Below are 15,779 nucleotides of genomic sequence, written 5' to 3'. Positions count from 1 at the left end.
TCATGCCCCCTTGAACCCCTTCAGCACGCTGCGGGTGGCGGCGACGATGGGATCATGCGTATCCCTGAGGATGCTCACGCGATCAAACCGGTCCGGGTCACTGTCTACGGCTGCGCGCAGGGCCGCCCCGAAGGCCATGCGCAATTCTGTCCCGATGTTGAATTTACAGACAGCCGAGCCGCGAGAGAGGCTGCGCCGCTGATCCATCGGCACACCGGAGCCGCCATGGATGACCAGCGGGATGTTGGTGACCGCCTCAATTGCCCGAATGCGTGCCAGATCAAGGCCGCCTGACTTGTCTTGCTGCAGATGCACATTGCCCACAGAAATGGCCATGGCATCGACGCCCGTTTCACGTGCAAACTGCGCGGCTTCATCGGGGTCGGTGCCTGCGGAGTTCTCGCCGCCCGCATAGCCGACAAACCCGATCTCTCCCTCGCAGGACAAACCCGCGGCATGCGCCATATCGGCAATGGCTGCCGTGTCGGCAATGTTTTTTGCCAACGGACCGCGCGATCCGTCGTACATGACAGAGGTAAATCCGCTGTCGATGGCGATCCTGCACTCCTCAGCGGTATACCCGTGATCGAGGTGTGCTACGACCGGCACATGTGCCGCTTCCGCCAGATGCCGGAACATCTTGCCCAGGACCGGCAGCGGCGTGTGTTCGCGACACGACGGCCCCGCCTGCAGGATCACGGGCACATCTTCGGCCTCGGCTGCGGCCACATAGGCGCGCATGTCCTCCCAGCCGAGCGTGACCAGCCCCGCAACGGCATGGCCCTCTTTCAAGGCCGGTTGCAGCACCTCTGACAGGGTCGCCAGCGTCATTTGAACTTCGCCACCATATCCATGATGCCGGGGATGGTGTGCAGCTGTTCCGCATGGGTGGGTTGGAAATACTGCTTCAGACTGCGCTGCGAGAGACCGCCCAGAATGGTGAAGTAATACATCTCATACCCCGGCAGGACCGCGCAGGGGTGATAGCCCTTGTCGATCATGATCGTGGAGCCATCGACAATGTGATAGGCATCACCCGCCTTGTTCTCTTCACGTTGCAGCATCTGCACGCCGGAGCCGTAATTGGGCTTGAAACGGAAATTATAGGTCTCGTCGTGGCGGGTCTCTTCCGGTAGGCGGTCGGTATCATGTTTGTGCGACGGGAAGCCCGACCAGCCGCCTTGCCCCACGGTGTAAAGCTCGCTGACCAACAGGCGGCCCACCTTGTCATGGTGGCTGGCGCCGAGGATATGTTTGATCTTGCGGTGGGTCTTGGTGTCATCGGAGCCGTATTGCACCTTGTCCAGCCCGTCTGCGCGCACGTCGAACGGCTCCAGCACCTTGTCGTATTTCGCACCCGCAATGAATGTTTCGGTCGCCTCCGTCAGGCAGGTGATGCGCACTTTGGCGCCCACCGGCACATAGACCCCTTCAGGTTCGCCGTCCCAGACATCCACCGTGCGGTTGCCCAGTTTTGCAAACGCCGCCCCCTCGACATCCACATCCACGGTGCCGGTGGCCGGGACAATGCAGGTCTCATACCCCGGTACGGCATATTCAAAGACCTCGCCCTGCTTCAGCTTGACGATGTTGAAGTAGTTCAGCGGCACCAGATCGTGATCCGTGTCCACAATCGGTTTGTTCTGGTTGTCATAGGGCGCAATATGCATGGCGTTTCCTTTCAGCACTCTGTGGGGCCGGGATGCGCGGCCAGAAAATCCTCGAGCCCGTTTGTGTCGGGCATCGCGGGGGCGCAGCCCGGTCGGGCAACGACGATGGAGGCGCAGGCAGAGCCGCGCAGGACCGCCTCTTTCATCGGGCGGCCTTCAGACAGACCGGCCAGGAACCCGGCCATGAAACTGTCTCCGGCCCCGGTGGGTTTGACGGCCTCTACCGGGTAAATCCCGGTTCGGAATTCCGCGCCGTCGGCAAAGGTGATCGCGCCCTCATGACCCATCTTATAGACGACAATCGAGGCCGCGCCTTGAGCGAGATCACGTGCCTTGGCGAGACCCTTGCCGATATCACCCGCCATGAAACCGAACTCCTCGTCATTGCCGACAATCACATCCGAGAGCGCGCCTGCGCGGGACAAAACGTCTTCGGCAACCTCCGGCGAGGGCCAGCTATAGGGGCGGTAATCCACGTCAAAGATGATCGGCAAGCCGGCGGCACGCGCCAGGTCGAAAGCGCGAAAGGCCGCACTGCGCGAGGGCTCGGCAGCAAAGACGGTGCCTGCGGTAATCAGCGCGCCGAACTGGCTGTAGTCGACGGCTTCGACATCCGCGACGGTCATCTGAAAGTCGGCGGCGTTGTTGCGGTAGATGACGCTTTGATGGTCTTCGACACGCGTTTCATAGACCGCGAGCGAGGTGCGTTCCTCGCCGCGAATACGTGACACATAGGTGCGTTCGACGCCGTAGCGGTCCAACTGACCCTCGCAATACCACCCCACCGCATCATCGGAGACTGAGGTCACCAATGCCGCCTTGCACCCCAGCTTCACCAGCCCCGCGGCGATATTGGCGCTGCTGCCGCCCATGCCGACGACCATTGTCGTTGCATCCGGCGTTGATGTGCCGGGTGGATCGGGACACAGATCCATACCGACCCGCCCGACCACCAGAAAATTGCGCTCTGCGATGCCTTCCAGCGCCATCAGACGCCCTTCCGCTGCTTGGCTCGGCTGGCTTCCCAGTCTTCATGCGCCGCCGTGACCTTGGCGCTGGCGCTCACATGTGGCGTGCCGACTTCCCACCAGGTGTGACCTTCCGTCGTCCAGCCCTCATAGGCATCCACCTTCATCACGATCACATGGGTGCGGTCGCTGGCTTTGGCGCGCATGAACGCCTCGCCCAGTTCAGCAGGGTTTGAAACCGTCTCCGAGATCGCGCCCTGTGCTGCGGCATGGGCTTCGAAATCAACGCCAAAGGGTTCGGGGATGGTCGGACAATCGGCGATCAGGTTGTTGAAGCTTTCGTTCCCGGTGTTGTTTTGCAGCTTGTTGATCACCGCAAAGCCGCCATTGTCGAGTACTAGGATGATCAGCTTTTTCTGGCTCAGCACCGAGGAATAGATATCGGAATTCAACATCATGTAGGAGCCATCGCCGATAAAGACGATGGTGTCCTTGTCTGCTTCCCGCTCGACCTGCGCGATCCGCGCGCCCCAGGCGCCTGAGATCTCGTACCCCATGCAGGAAAATCCGAATTCTACGTCGACCGTGCCCAGCCTCAGTGTGCGCCAATTGGCGGTGACTTCCGCAGGCAGGCCCCCGGCGGCGGCGACCACCCGGTCGCGCGGATCACAAAGCGCATTCACCACCCCAATCGCCTGCGCGTAAGAATTGGGGCGGTTTCCGTAAGCCACGTTCTCCGCGACATAGGCGTTCCACTTGCTGCGCTCGGACTGCGCGAAATCCACCCATGTCGCAGGGGTTTGGTAGTCGAGCGCGCCCGCCAGCGCGGTGAGCGCCATCTTGGCGTCACCCACAACCGGCAGGGAGCGGTGTTTGCCCGCGTCGTGGCGCGCGGCGTTGACGGAAATGATCCGTGCGTCCTTGGCAAAGGCGGTCCAGGAGCCGGTGGTGAAATCCTGCAACCGCGTGCCCACCGCCAGGATCACATCTGCGGCCTCGGCAATGGCATTGGCGCTGTCGGAGCCGGTCACACCGATGGGGCCGATGTTCAGGGGGTGATCGTTCAGCAGGTTTGCCCGTCCGGCAATGGTTTCGACAACGGGGATCTGATGCGCCTCCGCAAAACCGGTGAGCTCCGTGGTTGCGCGGGCATATTGGACACCGCCGCCCGCGATGATCATTGGGCGCTCAGCAGCCCTTAGCAGTGCAATCGCATCGGCAACTTCAGCGGCATCCGGCGAAATGCGCCGAATGCGGTGAATTTTCTTCTCGAAAAACACCGTTGGATAGTCATAGGTCCACCCTTGTACATCCTGCGGCAGACCCAGAAACGCGGGCCCGCAATCGCCAGGGTCCAGCAGGGTGGCCAGTGCGGCGGGCAGCGACTGGATCACCTGCGCCGGATGGGTGATCCGATCCCAATAGCGCGACACGGGTTTGAATGCATCGTTCACACCGAACGTCGGATCGTCGAAGTTTTCCATCTGCTGCAACACCGGATCGGGCAGGCGGGTCAGAAACGTGTCGCCGCAAAGCATCAGCATCGGCAGCCGGTTGGCATGGGCCAGAGCCGCCGCTGTCAGCAGGTTTGATGTCCCGGGTCCGGCGCTCGCCGTGCAGAACATGAAACGCTGACGCAGCCATTGCTTGGTATAGCCGGCAGCGGCAAATCCCATGCTCTGTTCATTCTGTCCCCGGTAGAGCGGCAGGGCGTCCTGCACCCCGTACAGCGCTTCGCCAAGGCAGGTGACATTGCCATGGCCAAAAATGCCGAAACCGCCGCCACAGGCGCGCATTTCAGTGCCGTCAATCTCGATGAACTGATTGGAAAGCCAGCGAATAATAGCCTGCGCCGTGGTGAGCCGGATGGTGTCGGATATGGCTGTCATGGTCCCATGAACCCTTCAGGAAAATTCAGTGCGTTGCCGAATGCGACTTGCGGGATGTCGATTCCCACGATACTGATTTTGCAACCGGTTGCAAATTGAATTTCGAAATTGGGAGAACCCTGCGATGCCACAGATCGGAATTGGTATCCTTGGCGGTGGCTACATGGGCAAGGCGCATGCGGTCGCCATGTCGGCGGTTGGCGCGGTTTTCAACACCACCCTGCGGCCAAAGCTGGAAATGGTCTGCGCCTCAAGCGGTGAGAGCGCCGAGAAATACCGGGTCGCTTACGGGTTCGAACGCGCAACCGATGAGTGGCGCATTCTGGTCAATGACCCGAAAGTGGAGGCCATCGTCATCGCCTCTCCCCAAGAAACGCACCGCGCGGTTGCCGAGGCGGCTTTTGCGCTTGGCAAGCCGGTGTTCTGTGAAAAACCCCTTGGCGCATCGCTGGAAGATAGCCATGCGATGGTCGCCGCGGCGCAGGCTGCGGGTGTGCCAAATATGGTGGGGTTCAACTATATCCGCACGCCCGCCAGCCAGTTTGCCCGCCAGTTGATTGCCGCGGGTGAGATCGGCGAGATCACCTGGTTTCGGGGCGAGCACACAGAAGATTTTTACGCGGATCCGCACGCGCCCGCGACCTGGCGCACGACCGGGCAAGCCAACGGCACGATGGGGGATCTGGCCCCGCACATGGTGAATGCGGCGCTGGCCCTGATGGGACCGATCACGCGGGTGATGGCCGAGGTCGAGACCGTGCATGTCACGCGCCCGGGCGGCACGGTCACCAACGATGATCATGCGCAAATGATGTGCCGCTTTGCCAATGGCGCGATGGGGCAGATGTATTTCAGCCGCATCGCGACGGGTCGCAAGATGGGCTATGCCTATGAAATATCAGGTACAAAGGGTGCCATTCGCTTTGATCAGGAAGACCAGAACGCGATCTGGCTCTACCGGATGGAGGGCCCGGAAGCGGAGCGCGGTTTCACCAAGATCCTGACCGGTCCCGTGCATCCGGACTACCTGCCGTTTTGCCAGGGACCGGGACATGGCACGGGGTATCAGGACCAGATCATCATCGAGGCGCGCGATTTTCTGCACGCGATCGAGACCGGTGAAAACGTCTGGCCGAGTTTCGCGGATGGTCATGACGTGAATGTCGTGATCGACGCGGCATTGCGCTCGGCACGGTCTGAAAAATGGCAAGACGTGTGAACAACCTGAGCATGGGAGAGGCTTGTACATGAACATCAGAATTGGCAATGCGCCCTGTTCCTGGGGGGTTGAGTTTGCGGATGATGCGCGCAATCCGACGTGGCAATCGGTGCTTAAGGACTGCGCGGCAGCAGGCTACAAAGGCATTGAATTGGGGCCTGTCGGGTTCATGCCCGAGGACCCGGCGGTCCTGGCGGACGCTCTGTCCGAACATGATCTTGAGTTGATCGGCGGCGTTGTTTTCCGCCCGTTCCACGATCCGGCTGCTTGGGATGATGTGCTCGATGGTGCTGTGCGGACCTGCAAGGCATTGACCGCCCATGGCGCTGAACATCTGGTCCTGATCGATTCCATTTCGCCCCGGCGCGCGCCCACCGCCGGGCGTGTGGCGGAGGCGGAGCAAATGGACGCGACCGAGTGGTCGGCCTACCGCGACCGCATCGCAACCATTGCGCGCATGGGGGCCGAAGACTACGGGTTGATAGTGGGCATCCATGCCCACGCCGCGGGCTTTATGGACTTCGAGCCGGAGCTGGAGCGGTTGCTGGAGGAAGTGGACGAGACCATCCTCAAGATCTGCTTTGACACCGGTCATCATTCCTATGCTGGCTTCGATCCGGTGGCCTTCATGAAGCGGCATATCGACCGTATTTCCTATATGCATTTCAAGGATATCGATCCAGCGGTCAAAGCCGATGTGATCCGCAAACGCACCGGGTTCTATGACGCCTGCGGGCAGGGCATCTTCTGCAATCTGGGGCAGGGCGATGTTGATTTTCCCGCTGTCCGGCAGGTGCTGGTGGAAGCCGGGTTTGAAGGGTGGTGCACGGTGGAACAGGACTGTGATCCGACATTGGATCCCGATCCCATCGGGGATGCCCGCGCAAATCGTGAATATCTTGAAACCATTGGTTTTAAATAAGGAAATCGAACCATGGCAAAGTTGAAATGGGGTATGATCGGCGGCGGTGAAGGCAGCCAGATCGGGCCGGCGCATCGTCTGGGTGCGGGTCTGGACGGGGCCTTTGAATTTGCTGCGGGTGCATTGGATCACCGGCCCGACGCGGGCATCGACTATGGCCGTCGCATGGGGCTTGGGGATCGCGCCTATGGCAGCTGGCAGGACATGTTGGAAGGCGAACGCGCGCGGGAAGATCGGGTCGATCTGGTGACGGTCGCCACGCCCAATGCCACGCATTTCGAGATCACCAAATCTTTTCTGGAAAGCGGCTTTCATGTGCTCTGCGAAAAGCCAATGACCATGACCGTCGAGGAAGGCGAGGAGATCGTGAAGATCGCCGCCGCGACCGGAAATATCTGTGCGGTGAACTACGGCTATTCGGGCTATTCGCTGGTGCGTCACATGAAGGCGATGGTGGCGCGGGGCGACATCGGCAAGGTGCGTCTGGTCAAGGCTGAATTCGCCCACGGCCATCACGCGGATGCCGCAGATGCGGACAACCCGCGGGTGCGCTGGCGCTATGATCCGGCGCAAGCGGGTGTGTCGGCGCAATTTGCCGATTGCGGCATTCACGCGATGCATATGGCATCGTTTGTCTGTGGTCAGGAGGTGACGCGGCTGAGCGCCGATACGGTGTCCTGCATCGATGTGCGCGTGCTCGAAGATGACGCAATGGTCAATTTTCGCATGGAGGGCGGGGCCGTGGGGCGGCTCTGGACCTCGTCCATCGCGCTGGGACGTCAGCATGGTTTGACGCTGCAGGTGTTTGGCGAGACCGGCGGCTTGCGGTGGGCGCAGGAGCATCCGAACCAGCTGTATCATATGCCGCTGAACGGACGATTGCAGGTGATTGAGAGGGGTGAGGGCAACCTCTCCCCCGAAGCGGATCGCACCAGTCGCGTGACGGTCGGGCACGCCGAGGGCATGCCGCTCGCCTTTGCCAATATCTACAGCGATCTGGCCGAAGCGATCCGGGCGCAGAAGGAAGGCCGCCCGATGGATCCAGCGGCAAATCTCTATCCACGTGCGGAGGATGGTTTGCGGTCGATGGCGGCGGTTTATGCGGTGGCGGCATCGGGTAAGCAGGACGGGGCCTGGCTGGATGCCCGCCCGCCGATTTTCAGGTAAAGTCGTTCAGGGGAGGGGCCGCAGGGTCCCTCGTTCGATGACGGAACAGGGGAAGATGCGCGCCTCCGGGTAGCGGTCAGGCTCGTCCAGCATCGCCACCATCAGTTCAATGGAGGAGGTCACGATTTGCCTTATGGGCTGGTGGATCGTGGTCAGGTCGATGTTTTGCCAGCGCGCCATTTCCATGTCGTTCAACCCGATGATGCCGATATCATCGGGCACTTTCAGCCCGCTTTCGGTAATCGCGGATAGAACGCCAATCGACAGCACATCATCCCCGCAAAAATATGCTTCCGCAGGGGTGGTTTCCAGCAGGCGCAGCATTTCGCGCCGCCCGGCGTCAAACGAATAGGCATCCGCAAAGGAATGGCTTGTTTCGACCTCGGGGTGCGCGTTCAGCACGTCGAAAAACCCGGTGTACCGATCCTGGGTCGAGGTGGCGCTTTGCGGACCACCCAGAAAGGCCAGCCTGCGATACCCCCGCGCAATCAACGTCCGGGCGGCCATGCGCCCGCATTCCACGTTGTCGATGCCGACAACATGCACCTGAGGTGTGCTCGAAGAGCGCCCGAAGCTGTGCACAACCGGCACACCTGCGTCCCGAAAGGCGCGCGCAAAGCCGGGCGGCAAGGTGGAGGAGGCAACGACCGCACCGTCTACGGAATACTGCCGCAGCATCCGAACGGAGGCTTCGGGATCGGTCTCGTCAGACAGGTTGACCAGCAGGGGGCGCAACCCCCGATCCTGCAGTCCGCGGGTGAAAAGGTCGAAAACCTGCAGGAAAATCGGGTTGTGAAAGTTGTTTGATACAAGCCCGATCAGCTTGGTGCGCCCGGTGGTCAGGGAGGAGGCGAGCGCATTCGGGCTGTACCCCAATTCACGCGCGGCTTTCTCAACCTTGCGGCGCATTTTCTCGGAGACCGACGCCCCATCGGTGAAAGCGCGCGACACCGCGGACCGGGAAACCCCGGCGCGTTCTGCAACCTCTTTCAATGTAATGGCCATCGTCTCTTGTCCGTTCCCTTTGGCGTTCTGCGTCTGCCGCGCAGCCATACGCTTGCGGTAGTATGAAATTCAAAGAGTATTTTTGCAACCGGTTGCAAAAAAACGGAGGGTGTGCTTAGCTTGAGTCGGAGAGGCGGCGCAGGTCGCTCTTTTGCCATGAGAACGGTGATCCTTGGGAGGACAATATGACTTCATTGATGAAGAAACTGGTGTTGGCGACAGCAATTGTTGCGGCCCCCTTCATGACCGCGCAGACAGCCGCGGCAGAAGGTGAGAAATACATTCTGGTCAGCCACGCGCCGGACAGCGACACCTGGTGGAACACGATCAAGAACGGCATCGCACTGGCCGGTGAGCAAGTGGGCGCCGAGGTCGAGTACCGTAACCCGCCGACAGGTGACATTGCCGATATGGCACGCATCATCGAGCAGGCCACCGCATCTGGCCCGGATGGGATCATCACGACGCTGGCGGATTTCGATGTGCTCAAAGGGCCGATCACGGCCGCTGTCGATCAGGGGATCGACGTGATCATCATGAACACCGGCACACCGGAACAGGCCCGGGAAATCGGTGCGCTGATGTATGTGGGTCAGCCTGAATATGACGCGGGCTTTGCTGCTGGTCAGCGGGCCAAGGATGAGGGGGTGACCAATTTCCTCTGCGTGAATCACGCGATCCAGCAGCCCACGGTGGGCGAACGCTGCCGGGGTTATGCGGATGGCCTGGGCATTGATCTTGGCAGTTCGATGATGGACAGCGGCACCGACCCGTCCGAGATCAAGAACAAGGTCCTGGCCTATCTCTCGGCAAATCCTGATGTGGACGGCATCCTGACGCTTGGTCCTGTCTCTGCGGATCCGACCATTGCCGCGCTGCAGGAAAACGGCATGGCCGGTGACATCCATTTCGGCACCTTCGATCTGGGCGAGGAAATCGTCAAAGGCATCAAGGACGGCACCATCAACTGGGGCATCGACCAACAGCCTTTCCTGCAGGCCTATATGCCGGTTGTCATCCTGGCGAACTGGGATCGCTATGGCGTGCTGCCCGGCAATAACATCAACTCCGGCCCGGGTTTCGTCACCAAGGACGCATTGGCCAAAGTGGAAGAGTTTGCCGGCGAATTCCGGTGATCTGATCCCAAAACCACAGGCGGCCTTCCTGTCCGGAGGGCCGCCTTTTTCCAATTCTGCAAGCTGAGGGACACGCTATGGCAGAGACCACGCAAACAGACGAGCGGATCAAGGAGATATCCCCGCTGCGCCGCGCCCTGATCCGTCCGGAGCTGGGTGGCATTGTCGGAACCTTTGCCGTCTTCACACTCTTTGCACTTTTTGCATTCGACAGCGGGATGTTTAACAGCCAGGGCGTGATGAACTGGTCGATTGTTTCGGCGCAATTCATGATCATTGCTGTCGGCGCCTGCCTGCTGATGATTTCCGGCGAGTTCGATCTCAGCGTCGGGTCGATGATCGGTTTCGCCGGTATGATGATCGCCGTGTTCGGCGTTGTGTTGGCCTGGCCGATGTGGATCGCGATCATCATCACTTTCGTGATCTGCTGTGCGCTTGGGGCGCTCAACGGCTGGATCGTGGTGCGTACGGGCCTGCCCAGCTTCATCGTGACGCTGGCCTTCCTGTTTATCCTGCGGGGCTTCACCATCTACATCCCACAAACCATTGAGCGCAAAACCATCATCGGTGGCATTCGTGACGCAGCCGAAGGCGATTGGCTGGCGCCGATCTTCGGTGGTAAAATTGGCCAACCGGTTTTCCAGTGGCTCGGCGATATGGGTATCATCGGCGTCTTTGAACGCGGTAGCCGGGCCGGCCAGCCGGTTGTCGATGGCATCCCCATGCTGATTATCTGGGCAATCATTCTGATCATCTTTGGCCACATTCTGTTGACGCGCACACGGTTCGGCAACTGGATTTTCGCTGCCGGGGGGGACGCCGAAGCGGCCCGAAATTCCGGCGTGCCGGTCAACAAGGTAAAAGTCCTCATGTTCATGTTCACCGCCTTCTGTGCGACCGTTTTCGCGGTATGCCAGGTGATGGAATTTGGCTCAGCCGGGGCGGATCGTGGCCTGCTGAAGGAGTTCGAGGCGATCATTGCCGTGGTCATCGGTGGCGCGCTGCTGACGGGGGGCTATGGCTCGGTGATCGGGGCCGCGCTTGGCGCGCTGATCTTCGGCGTCGTCCAGCAGGGACTGTTTTTTGCGGGCGTTGAGTCGAGCCTGTTCAGAGTGTTCCTAGGTGTCATCCTGCTCTTTGCGGTGATCCTGAACACCTACATTCGCCGCATCATAACGGGAGAACGCTGATGGCTGATCCAATCATCCAGATGAAGGACATCGAAAAGCACTTTGGCAGCGTGATTGCCCTGGCGGGCGTGTCGGTCGATGTCTTCGCCGGTGAATGCCATTGCTTGCTGGGCGACAATGGCGCGGGCAAATCGACCTTCATCAAGACCATGTCCGGGGTGCATAAGCCCACGGCCGGGGAGATCATCTTCGAAGGCAAGCCGCTTGATTTCGCCGATCCGCGGGATGCGATGGCAGCGGGTATCGCGACGGTACACCAGCACCTATCGATGATCCCGCTGATGTCGGTCAGCCGGAATTTCTTCATGGGCAACGAACCCGTAAAGAAAATCGGTCCCATCGACTTTTTCGATCACGACTACGCCAACCGCGTTACCATGGAAGAGATGCGCAAGATGGGGATCAACCTGCGCGGGCCGGATCAGGCGGTGGGCACCCTCTCTGGCGGCGAACGCCAGACCGTGGCCATTGCCCGCGCCGTGCATTTCGGTGCCAAGGTTCTGATCCTGGATGAGCCCACCAGCGCGCTGGGGGTGCGGCAAACGGCGAACGTGTTGGCGACCATCGACAAGGTGCGCAAACAGGGCATCGCGGTCGTCTTCATCACGCATAACGTCCGCCACGCGATGGCGGTGGGGGACCGTTTCACCGTCCTCAATCGTGGGCAAACACTGGGCACGGCAGAGCGTGGCGACATCACGCCTGAGGAGTTGCAGGACATGATGGCCGGGGGGCAGGAGATGGTCGAGCTTGAGGGGAGCCTCGGCGGTACCGTCTGAGTTTTCGATCTGCACAAAAACACCGTCACGCACCCCGTGGCGGTGTTTTGTTTTTGCAGTTCCCATGCTTTTCGCTGTGCGATTTCAATCCCGCTGCATCGGCGCGACTTGAACGATAGTGTATTGTGAAAATTGTTCTTTATCAGATGTTTGAGGTTATTTCCTGCCCCTTCTGACTTTGCCAAAAGAGCAACGCCATGTGACTGACAAAAAACGCCAGTCTTGACAGGTCCAGCTTCATGTTCTCTTTTAGGTAGCATCCCAAGCTTTTTTTCTGGGACAGTATTTTTATCATATCCGCCCATTTTTTATTTCGGCGGAACACATTTTAGGGGGTTTACGCGATGAATTTGAGGCGAGTCCCAATTCGCTTGATTGCACTGTTTGGGCTGGTTTTCGCACTATTGATTGGGTGCGACCGACTGGCAGATCCCTATTCCGCTGAGGCCTACAAACAAGCAACTTCGCTGAAAGCGCGCAGCCTTGCGCTCGTGGCCAAGGGCACGGAAAGCTATTCAAAACACGAACAGACCGCTGACCTGCTTTTAATTGACGCGGCGTCTGCTCATGAATTCGCCAAGGGCCGCGGCAAGGAGGCAGCGCAATCTGCGGCCAAGCAATGGGCCATCATTGTGGATCCTGATGGCGGGTCGCTGGCGGATTTTGTCAATCAGTGGCGTAAGGCGCCGGGTGGCAAGATGAGTAAGTTTTTTGTTGAAGAATTTTCATCCGTGCTGGCGCTCCAGTTCGATCGGATCATCGAACTTGAAACGGGACGCAAGGCAGCGGGTAATGTGGAGGGCTGATAATGCCTAATCTTGACGATGTGTGGGATACTTTTTCGAATTCGGTAAAGGATGGTGCTGGCGAACTGGCGCAGAACCTGTTTCAGGAATGGAAAGACCCGGCCAAAGAAGACGCGTCTGAGTTTATCGAGATGACGCGGGAAAAACTGCCAAAATGGACAAAGGCGCTGGCGCAGGGTCACCTGACCAAAAGCGAATTCAACCTGCTGATCCGAAGCCTCGAGGGCTTGGCTGAATTGAATGCGTTGAAAGCAAAAGGCCTTGCGAAACAGAAGCTCGAACAGTTTCGTGTCGGGCTGATCAGCCTTGTGGTCAACGCAGCCGTTGGCGCGGTCGGGCTCTAGCGCGCCGTCCCATCCGTGCCCGGGTCGCGCAGACGTGACCGGCCAGGTGATCACACCGCAATTATTGGGTGTCGGAAGAGAGGATTGCGGGGTCGAGGTTGTATTTTTCCAGCCAGTCCATCGCGGGCATGTCCGTCGAGCCAAAGTCAAATTCGGAGAGTTCAGTCATGTCACTGATTTTCGCCAGCGCGCAGAACGCATCGCTTTCATACGCTGCCTCTGAAGCGCCGGTACCGATTTCCAAAACCGTCCCATCCGCTTCGGTCACCGTGCCGCAGACAAAAGCCCAATCGTCGGACTGGTTCTGCATCTCAATCTTGACGGCCACGGGGCGGTCAATCTGGCGCGACGCAGCCTCCGAAATCAGCGCTTCGACCGTGACAGGGTCCGGACGCATCCACCAGACCGCAGCGCCCAGCACGCCCACGCCAATGAGCAAAATCAGGAATTTTCGAGATGTCGCCATAGCATAAGAACGTTCGGTTGAGTGAGGAGGTCGCAATTTTTGACCTCTATTCAAGAACCAAATCCAATTCAATTCAAAAATATGAGGTCCAACGATGTATACTTTTGACAACGACATTTCTCAACTGGCCAATTGGATCGAGAAAGAAGTCGCCTTTCCCGGCAATATTGCATCCGGCAAGCGTGGCACCGCGGCGCGGCGCGTTCAGGAATGGCTTTGCCTGCACAACCATCAGGTATCGATTGACGCCGATTTCGGCGGCGTGACGAAGGACGCGGTTCAGGATTTCCAATCTGCAAGCCGTCTGCCGGTCACCGGGGTGGTTGATGAAGCGACCCACAACAAATTTGTCGCCCCGATGCTCCGCACGCTCAGCCCCAAGATCAAGAAGAACATGAGTTATTCTGACACGGTTGTCGCCTTCGCCAAGGCGCATTTGAAGGAACATCCTCTGGAGGTTGGCGGGGCCAATCGCGGGCCCTGGGTGCGCATGTATATGAAAGGGAACGAGGGCAAGCCCTGGGCATGGTGCGCCGGGTTCACGACATTCTGCATGCAACAGGCCTGTGAAATGCTCAATCTCCCCATGCCGATCAAGGGCTCCTTCTCCTGCGACTCGCTTGCAGCACAGGCCAAGAGTGCCGGATTGTTCTTGCGCGAGCGGGATGCGACCGCCAGCACCGTGCCAGCGGGTTCGCTCTTTCTGGTGCGCCGCACCTCAACGGATTGGACACATGTCGGGTTGGTCACCAAGGCGGAAGCCTCCTCGTTTCAGACCCTTGAGGGCAATACCAACGATGACGGCGACCGCGAGGGCTACGAGGTCTGCGCCCGCCGCCGGGGCTATGGCAAGAAGGACTTTGTCGTTTTCTGATCCGCCGATTGGCTGATCTAACAGAACCGGACATATCGCGCGCGCATCATGTAGCATTCATCGCTGCAGCATGCGCGCGTGTATTTTTTAACGCCAGATCGGTACCACCTGACCGGATCGCAAAAGTTGGCGTTTGTGAACGCTGCTTTTGCCGATATTGCAATATCTGATTAAAATAATCAGAAAGCACCCATTTATCCAAGTATTTTTATCAACAATATTGATTTCCCCCAAGGAATCAGTAATTGAGTAAATTAATAAGGTTTAACCCATGGGAGTTCTCAATGTCGGCAAGATCCACAATCTCACTCACCGCGCTTACTGCAATGGCACTCGGAGGCGCCGCCTCCGTTGCATATGCCGAAGGTGAGGTGAACCTCTATTCGTCGCGCCATTATGACACCGACGAACGGCTTTATTCCGATTTCACCGAAATGACCGGCATCACCATCAACCGCATCGAAGGCAAGGCGGACGAACTGATTGCGCGCATGGAGGCTGAGGGCGCGAATTCACCCGCCGATGTGCTGCTGACGGTGGACACCTCCCGCCTGGAGCGGGCGAAAGATGCCGGTGTTTTGCAATCGATTGAGAGCGCCGTGCTCGAAGAGCGCATCCCCGCCAATCTGCAGGACAGCGATAATCAGTGGTTCGGCTTTTCACAACGTGCCCGGATCGTCTTTTACGACAAGGCGGATGTGACCGAGCCACCGGTTGACTATGTCTCGCTCGCGGATCCGAAGTACAAGGGCATGGTCTGCCACCGGTCATCGTCGAATGTCTACAGCCAGACCCTGCTGGCCGCCGTGATCGAAAACCACGGGGAAGAGGCGGCGAAGGCCTGGGCACAGGGTGTGGTCGATAATTTTGCGCGCGAACCCGAAGGTGGCGATACCGATCAATTGCGCGGTCTGGTCTCCGGTCAATGTGATATCTCGATTTCCAACACCTACTATTTCGCACGGGCGCTGCGCAAAGACGTCTCTGGCGTGACCGCTGATGTCGACAAGATCGGGTGGGTTTTCCCGGCTCAGGACGCGGAAGGCGCGCATATGAACCTGTCGGGGGGTGGCGTTGCAGCGAATGCACCGAACCTGGAAAATGCGATCAAATTCATGGAATACCTCGCCTCCGATCAGGCGCAGCAGTATTTCTCTGCGGGTAACGATGAATTCCCCGCTGTGCCGGACGTGGCGTTGAGTGAAAGCGTGTCCAAACTGGGTGAGTTCAAGCCTGACGCGGTCGACCTCTCCAAGGTCGCGAAAAACGTGCCTGCCGCGCAGAAGATTTTCAATGAAGTGGGCTGGAAGTAATCCACCGATTTCACAATCTATAAAAAGGAGC

The 15,779-nt window shown here is 59.1% G+C and carries 17 protein-coding genes; 10 read left to right on the top strand and 7 right to left on the bottom strand.

The window, feature by feature from the left end:
• The 4 genes from Q1A63_RS10615 to iolD are packed head-to-tail and all read right to left on the bottom strand — an operon-like array spanning position 1 to position 4,527.
• Positions 1-831: a class II fructose-bisphosphate aldolase gene (locus Q1A63_RS10615; RefSeq protein ID WP_298970604.1), complete on the bottom strand. Its 831-nt coding sequence runs from the start codon at positions 829-831 to the stop codon at positions 1-3.
• The gene (locus Q1A63_RS10610; RefSeq protein ID WP_298970606.1) at positions 828-1,670 is read right to left on the bottom strand and encodes a 5-deoxy-glucuronate isomerase; all 843 of its coding nucleotides are present in this window, start codon (positions 1,668-1,670) and stop codon (positions 828-830) included. The genes Q1A63_RS10615 and Q1A63_RS10610 overlap by 4 nt, the downstream gene beginning before the upstream one ends.
• A gap of 11 nt (positions 1,671-1,681) precedes the next feature.
• On the bottom strand, positions 1,682-2,659 hold the full coding sequence (iolC, locus tag Q1A63_RS10605; RefSeq protein ID WP_298970607.1) for a 5-dehydro-2-deoxygluconokinase: 978 nt from the start codon (positions 2,657-2,659) through the stop codon (positions 1,682-1,684).
• Positions 2,659-4,527, bottom strand: a complete 1,869-nt coding sequence (iolD, locus tag Q1A63_RS10600) for a 3D-(3,5/4)-trihydroxycyclohexane-1,2-dione acylhydrolase (decyclizing) (protein WP_298970609.1) — start codon at positions 4,525-4,527, stop codon at positions 2,659-2,661. Before iolD ends, iolC begins: the two co-directional genes overlap by 1 nt.
• Positions 4,528-4,651: 124 nt before the next feature.
• On the opposite strand from iolD, the gene Q1A63_RS10595 reads away from it, so the two are divergent.
• From Q1A63_RS10595 to Q1A63_RS10585, 3 genes are read left to right on the top strand one after another with little or no spacing between them, the layout of a single operon-like run.
• Complete coding sequence (locus Q1A63_RS10595; RefSeq protein WP_298970610.1) at positions 4,652-5,746, top strand: Gfo/Idh/MocA family oxidoreductase; 1,095 nt, start codon at positions 4,652-4,654, stop codon at positions 5,744-5,746.
• A 28-nt stretch (positions 5,747-5,774) separates the two neighbouring features.
• Positions 5,775-6,668, top strand: coding sequence for a TIM barrel protein (locus Q1A63_RS10590; protein ID WP_298970612.1), 894 nt, complete (start codon positions 5,775-5,777; stop codon positions 6,666-6,668).
• Between the two features lie 12 nt (positions 6,669-6,680).
• Positions 6,681-7,835, top strand: coding sequence for a Gfo/Idh/MocA family oxidoreductase (locus tag Q1A63_RS10585; protein ID WP_298970614.1), 1,155 nt, complete (start codon positions 6,681-6,683; stop codon positions 7,833-7,835).
• 6 nt (positions 7,836-7,841) lie between these two features.
• Here the strand turns inward: Q1A63_RS10585 and Q1A63_RS10580 are convergent, their stop codons facing one another.
• On the bottom strand, positions 7,842-8,840 hold the full coding sequence (locus Q1A63_RS10580) for a LacI family DNA-binding transcriptional regulator (RefSeq protein ID WP_298970616.1): 999 nt from the start codon (positions 8,838-8,840) through the stop codon (positions 7,842-7,844).
• Between the two features lie 185 nt (positions 8,841-9,025).
• Between Q1A63_RS10580 and Q1A63_RS10575 the strand changes: the two genes are divergently transcribed.
• The 5 genes from Q1A63_RS10575 to Q1A63_RS10555 all read left to right on the top strand — a co-directional run bounded on the left by Q1A63_RS10575 (position 9,026) and on the right by Q1A63_RS10555 (position 13,095).
• On the top strand, positions 9,026-9,976 hold the full coding sequence (locus Q1A63_RS10575; RefSeq protein WP_298970618.1) for a sugar ABC transporter substrate-binding protein: 951 nt from the start codon (positions 9,026-9,028) through the stop codon (positions 9,974-9,976).
• 77 nt (positions 9,977-10,053) lie between these two features.
• Positions 10,054-11,166, top strand: coding sequence for an ABC transporter permease (locus Q1A63_RS10570; protein WP_298970620.1), 1,113 nt, complete (start codon positions 10,054-10,056; stop codon positions 11,164-11,166).
• Positions 11,166-11,945, top strand: coding sequence for an ATP-binding cassette domain-containing protein (locus Q1A63_RS10565; protein WP_298970623.1), 780 nt, complete (start codon positions 11,166-11,168; stop codon positions 11,943-11,945). Before Q1A63_RS10570 ends, Q1A63_RS10565 begins: the two co-directional genes overlap by 1 nt.
• Before the next feature lie 491 nt (positions 11,946-12,436).
• A complete protein-coding gene (locus Q1A63_RS10560; protein WP_298970625.1) occupies positions 12,437-12,751 on the top strand; it encodes a hypothetical protein in 315 nt (104 codons plus the stop codon).
• Between the two features lie 2 nt (positions 12,752-12,753).
• The gene (locus Q1A63_RS10555) at positions 12,754-13,095 is read left to right on the top strand and encodes a hypothetical protein (protein ID WP_298970626.1); all 342 of its coding nucleotides are present in this window, start codon (positions 12,754-12,756) and stop codon (positions 13,093-13,095) included.
• Between the two features lie 61 nt (positions 13,096-13,156).
• On the opposite strand, the gene Q1A63_RS10550 is transcribed toward Q1A63_RS10555, so the two are convergent.
• The gene (locus tag Q1A63_RS10550) at positions 13,157-13,561 is read right to left on the bottom strand and encodes a hypothetical protein (protein WP_298970628.1); all 405 of its coding nucleotides are present in this window, start codon (positions 13,559-13,561) and stop codon (positions 13,157-13,159) included.
• Positions 13,562-13,655: 94 nt separating this feature from the next.
• Between Q1A63_RS10550 and Q1A63_RS10545 the strand changes: the two genes are divergently transcribed.
• A complete protein-coding gene (locus Q1A63_RS10545) occupies positions 13,656-14,435 on the top strand; it encodes a peptidoglycan-binding domain-containing protein (protein WP_298970630.1) in 780 nt (259 codons plus the stop codon).
• Between the two features lie 46 nt (positions 14,436-14,481).
• Here the strand turns inward: Q1A63_RS10545 and Q1A63_RS10540 are convergent, their stop codons facing one another.
• The gene (locus tag Q1A63_RS10540) at positions 14,482-14,637 is read right to left on the bottom strand and encodes a hypothetical protein (protein WP_298970631.1); all 156 of its coding nucleotides are present in this window, start codon (positions 14,635-14,637) and stop codon (positions 14,482-14,484) included.
• 82 nt (positions 14,638-14,719) lie between these two features.
• Here Q1A63_RS10540 and Q1A63_RS10535 point away from each other — a divergent pair, with 82 nt between their 5' ends.
• On the top strand, positions 14,720-15,748 hold the full coding sequence (locus Q1A63_RS10535) for an extracellular solute-binding protein (protein ID WP_298970632.1): 1,029 nt from the start codon (positions 14,720-14,722) through the stop codon (positions 15,746-15,748).
• Positions 15,749-15,779: the final 31 nt, after the last annotated feature.

Origin of the sequence: uncultured Roseobacter sp. (assembly GCF_947499265.1) — a bacterium.
Taxonomy (GTDB): domain Bacteria; phylum Pseudomonadota; class Alphaproteobacteria; order Rhodobacterales; family Rhodobacteraceae; genus Roseobacter.
This window is presented reverse-complemented; position numbering and strand designations above follow the sequence as displayed.

Excerpts from the sequence above, each read along its gene's own strand:
- Q1A63_RS10615 (WP_298970604.1), bottom strand. The coding sequence starts at position 831 with ATGACGCTGGCGACCCTGTCAGAGGTGCTGCAACCGGCCTTGAAAGAG.
- Q1A63_RS10610 (WP_298970606.1), bottom strand. The coding sequence starts at position 1,670 with ATGCATATTGCGCCCTATGACAACCAGAACAAACCGATTGTGGACACG.
- iolC (WP_298970607.1), bottom strand. The coding sequence starts at position 2,659 with ATGGCGCTGGAAGGCATCGCAGAGCGCAATTTTCTGGTGGTCGGGCGG.
- iolD (WP_298970609.1), bottom strand. The coding sequence starts at position 4,527 with ATGACAGCCATATCCGACACCATCCGGCTCACCACGGCGCAGGCTATT.
- Q1A63_RS10595 (WP_298970610.1), top strand. The coding sequence starts at position 4,652 with ATGCCACAGATCGGAATTGGTATCCTTGGCGGTGGCTACATGGGCAAG.
- Q1A63_RS10590 (WP_298970612.1), top strand. The coding sequence starts at position 5,775 with ATGAACATCAGAATTGGCAATGCGCCCTGTTCCTGGGGGGTTGAGTTT.
- Q1A63_RS10585 (WP_298970614.1), top strand. The coding sequence starts at position 6,681 with ATGGCAAAGTTGAAATGGGGTATGATCGGCGGCGGTGAAGGCAGCCAG.
- Q1A63_RS10580 (WP_298970616.1), bottom strand. The coding sequence starts at position 8,840 with ATGGCCATTACATTGAAAGAGGTTGCAGAACGCGCCGGGGTTTCCCGG.
- Q1A63_RS10575 (WP_298970618.1), top strand. The coding sequence starts at position 9,026 with ATGACTTCATTGATGAAGAAACTGGTGTTGGCGACAGCAATTGTTGCG.
- Q1A63_RS10570 (WP_298970620.1), top strand. The coding sequence starts at position 10,054 with ATGGCAGAGACCACGCAAACAGACGAGCGGATCAAGGAGATATCCCCG.
- Q1A63_RS10565 (WP_298970623.1), top strand. The coding sequence starts at position 11,166 with ATGGCTGATCCAATCATCCAGATGAAGGACATCGAAAAGCACTTTGGC.
- Q1A63_RS10555 (WP_298970626.1), top strand. The coding sequence starts at position 12,754 with ATGCCTAATCTTGACGATGTGTGGGATACTTTTTCGAATTCGGTAAAG.
- Q1A63_RS10550 (WP_298970628.1), bottom strand. The coding sequence starts at position 13,561 with ATGGCGACATCTCGAAAATTCCTGATTTTGCTCATTGGCGTGGGCGTG.
- Q1A63_RS10545 (WP_298970630.1), top strand. The coding sequence starts at position 13,656 with ATGTATACTTTTGACAACGACATTTCTCAACTGGCCAATTGGATCGAG.
- Q1A63_RS10535 (WP_298970632.1), top strand. The coding sequence starts at position 14,720 with ATGTCGGCAAGATCCACAATCTCACTCACCGCGCTTACTGCAATGGCA.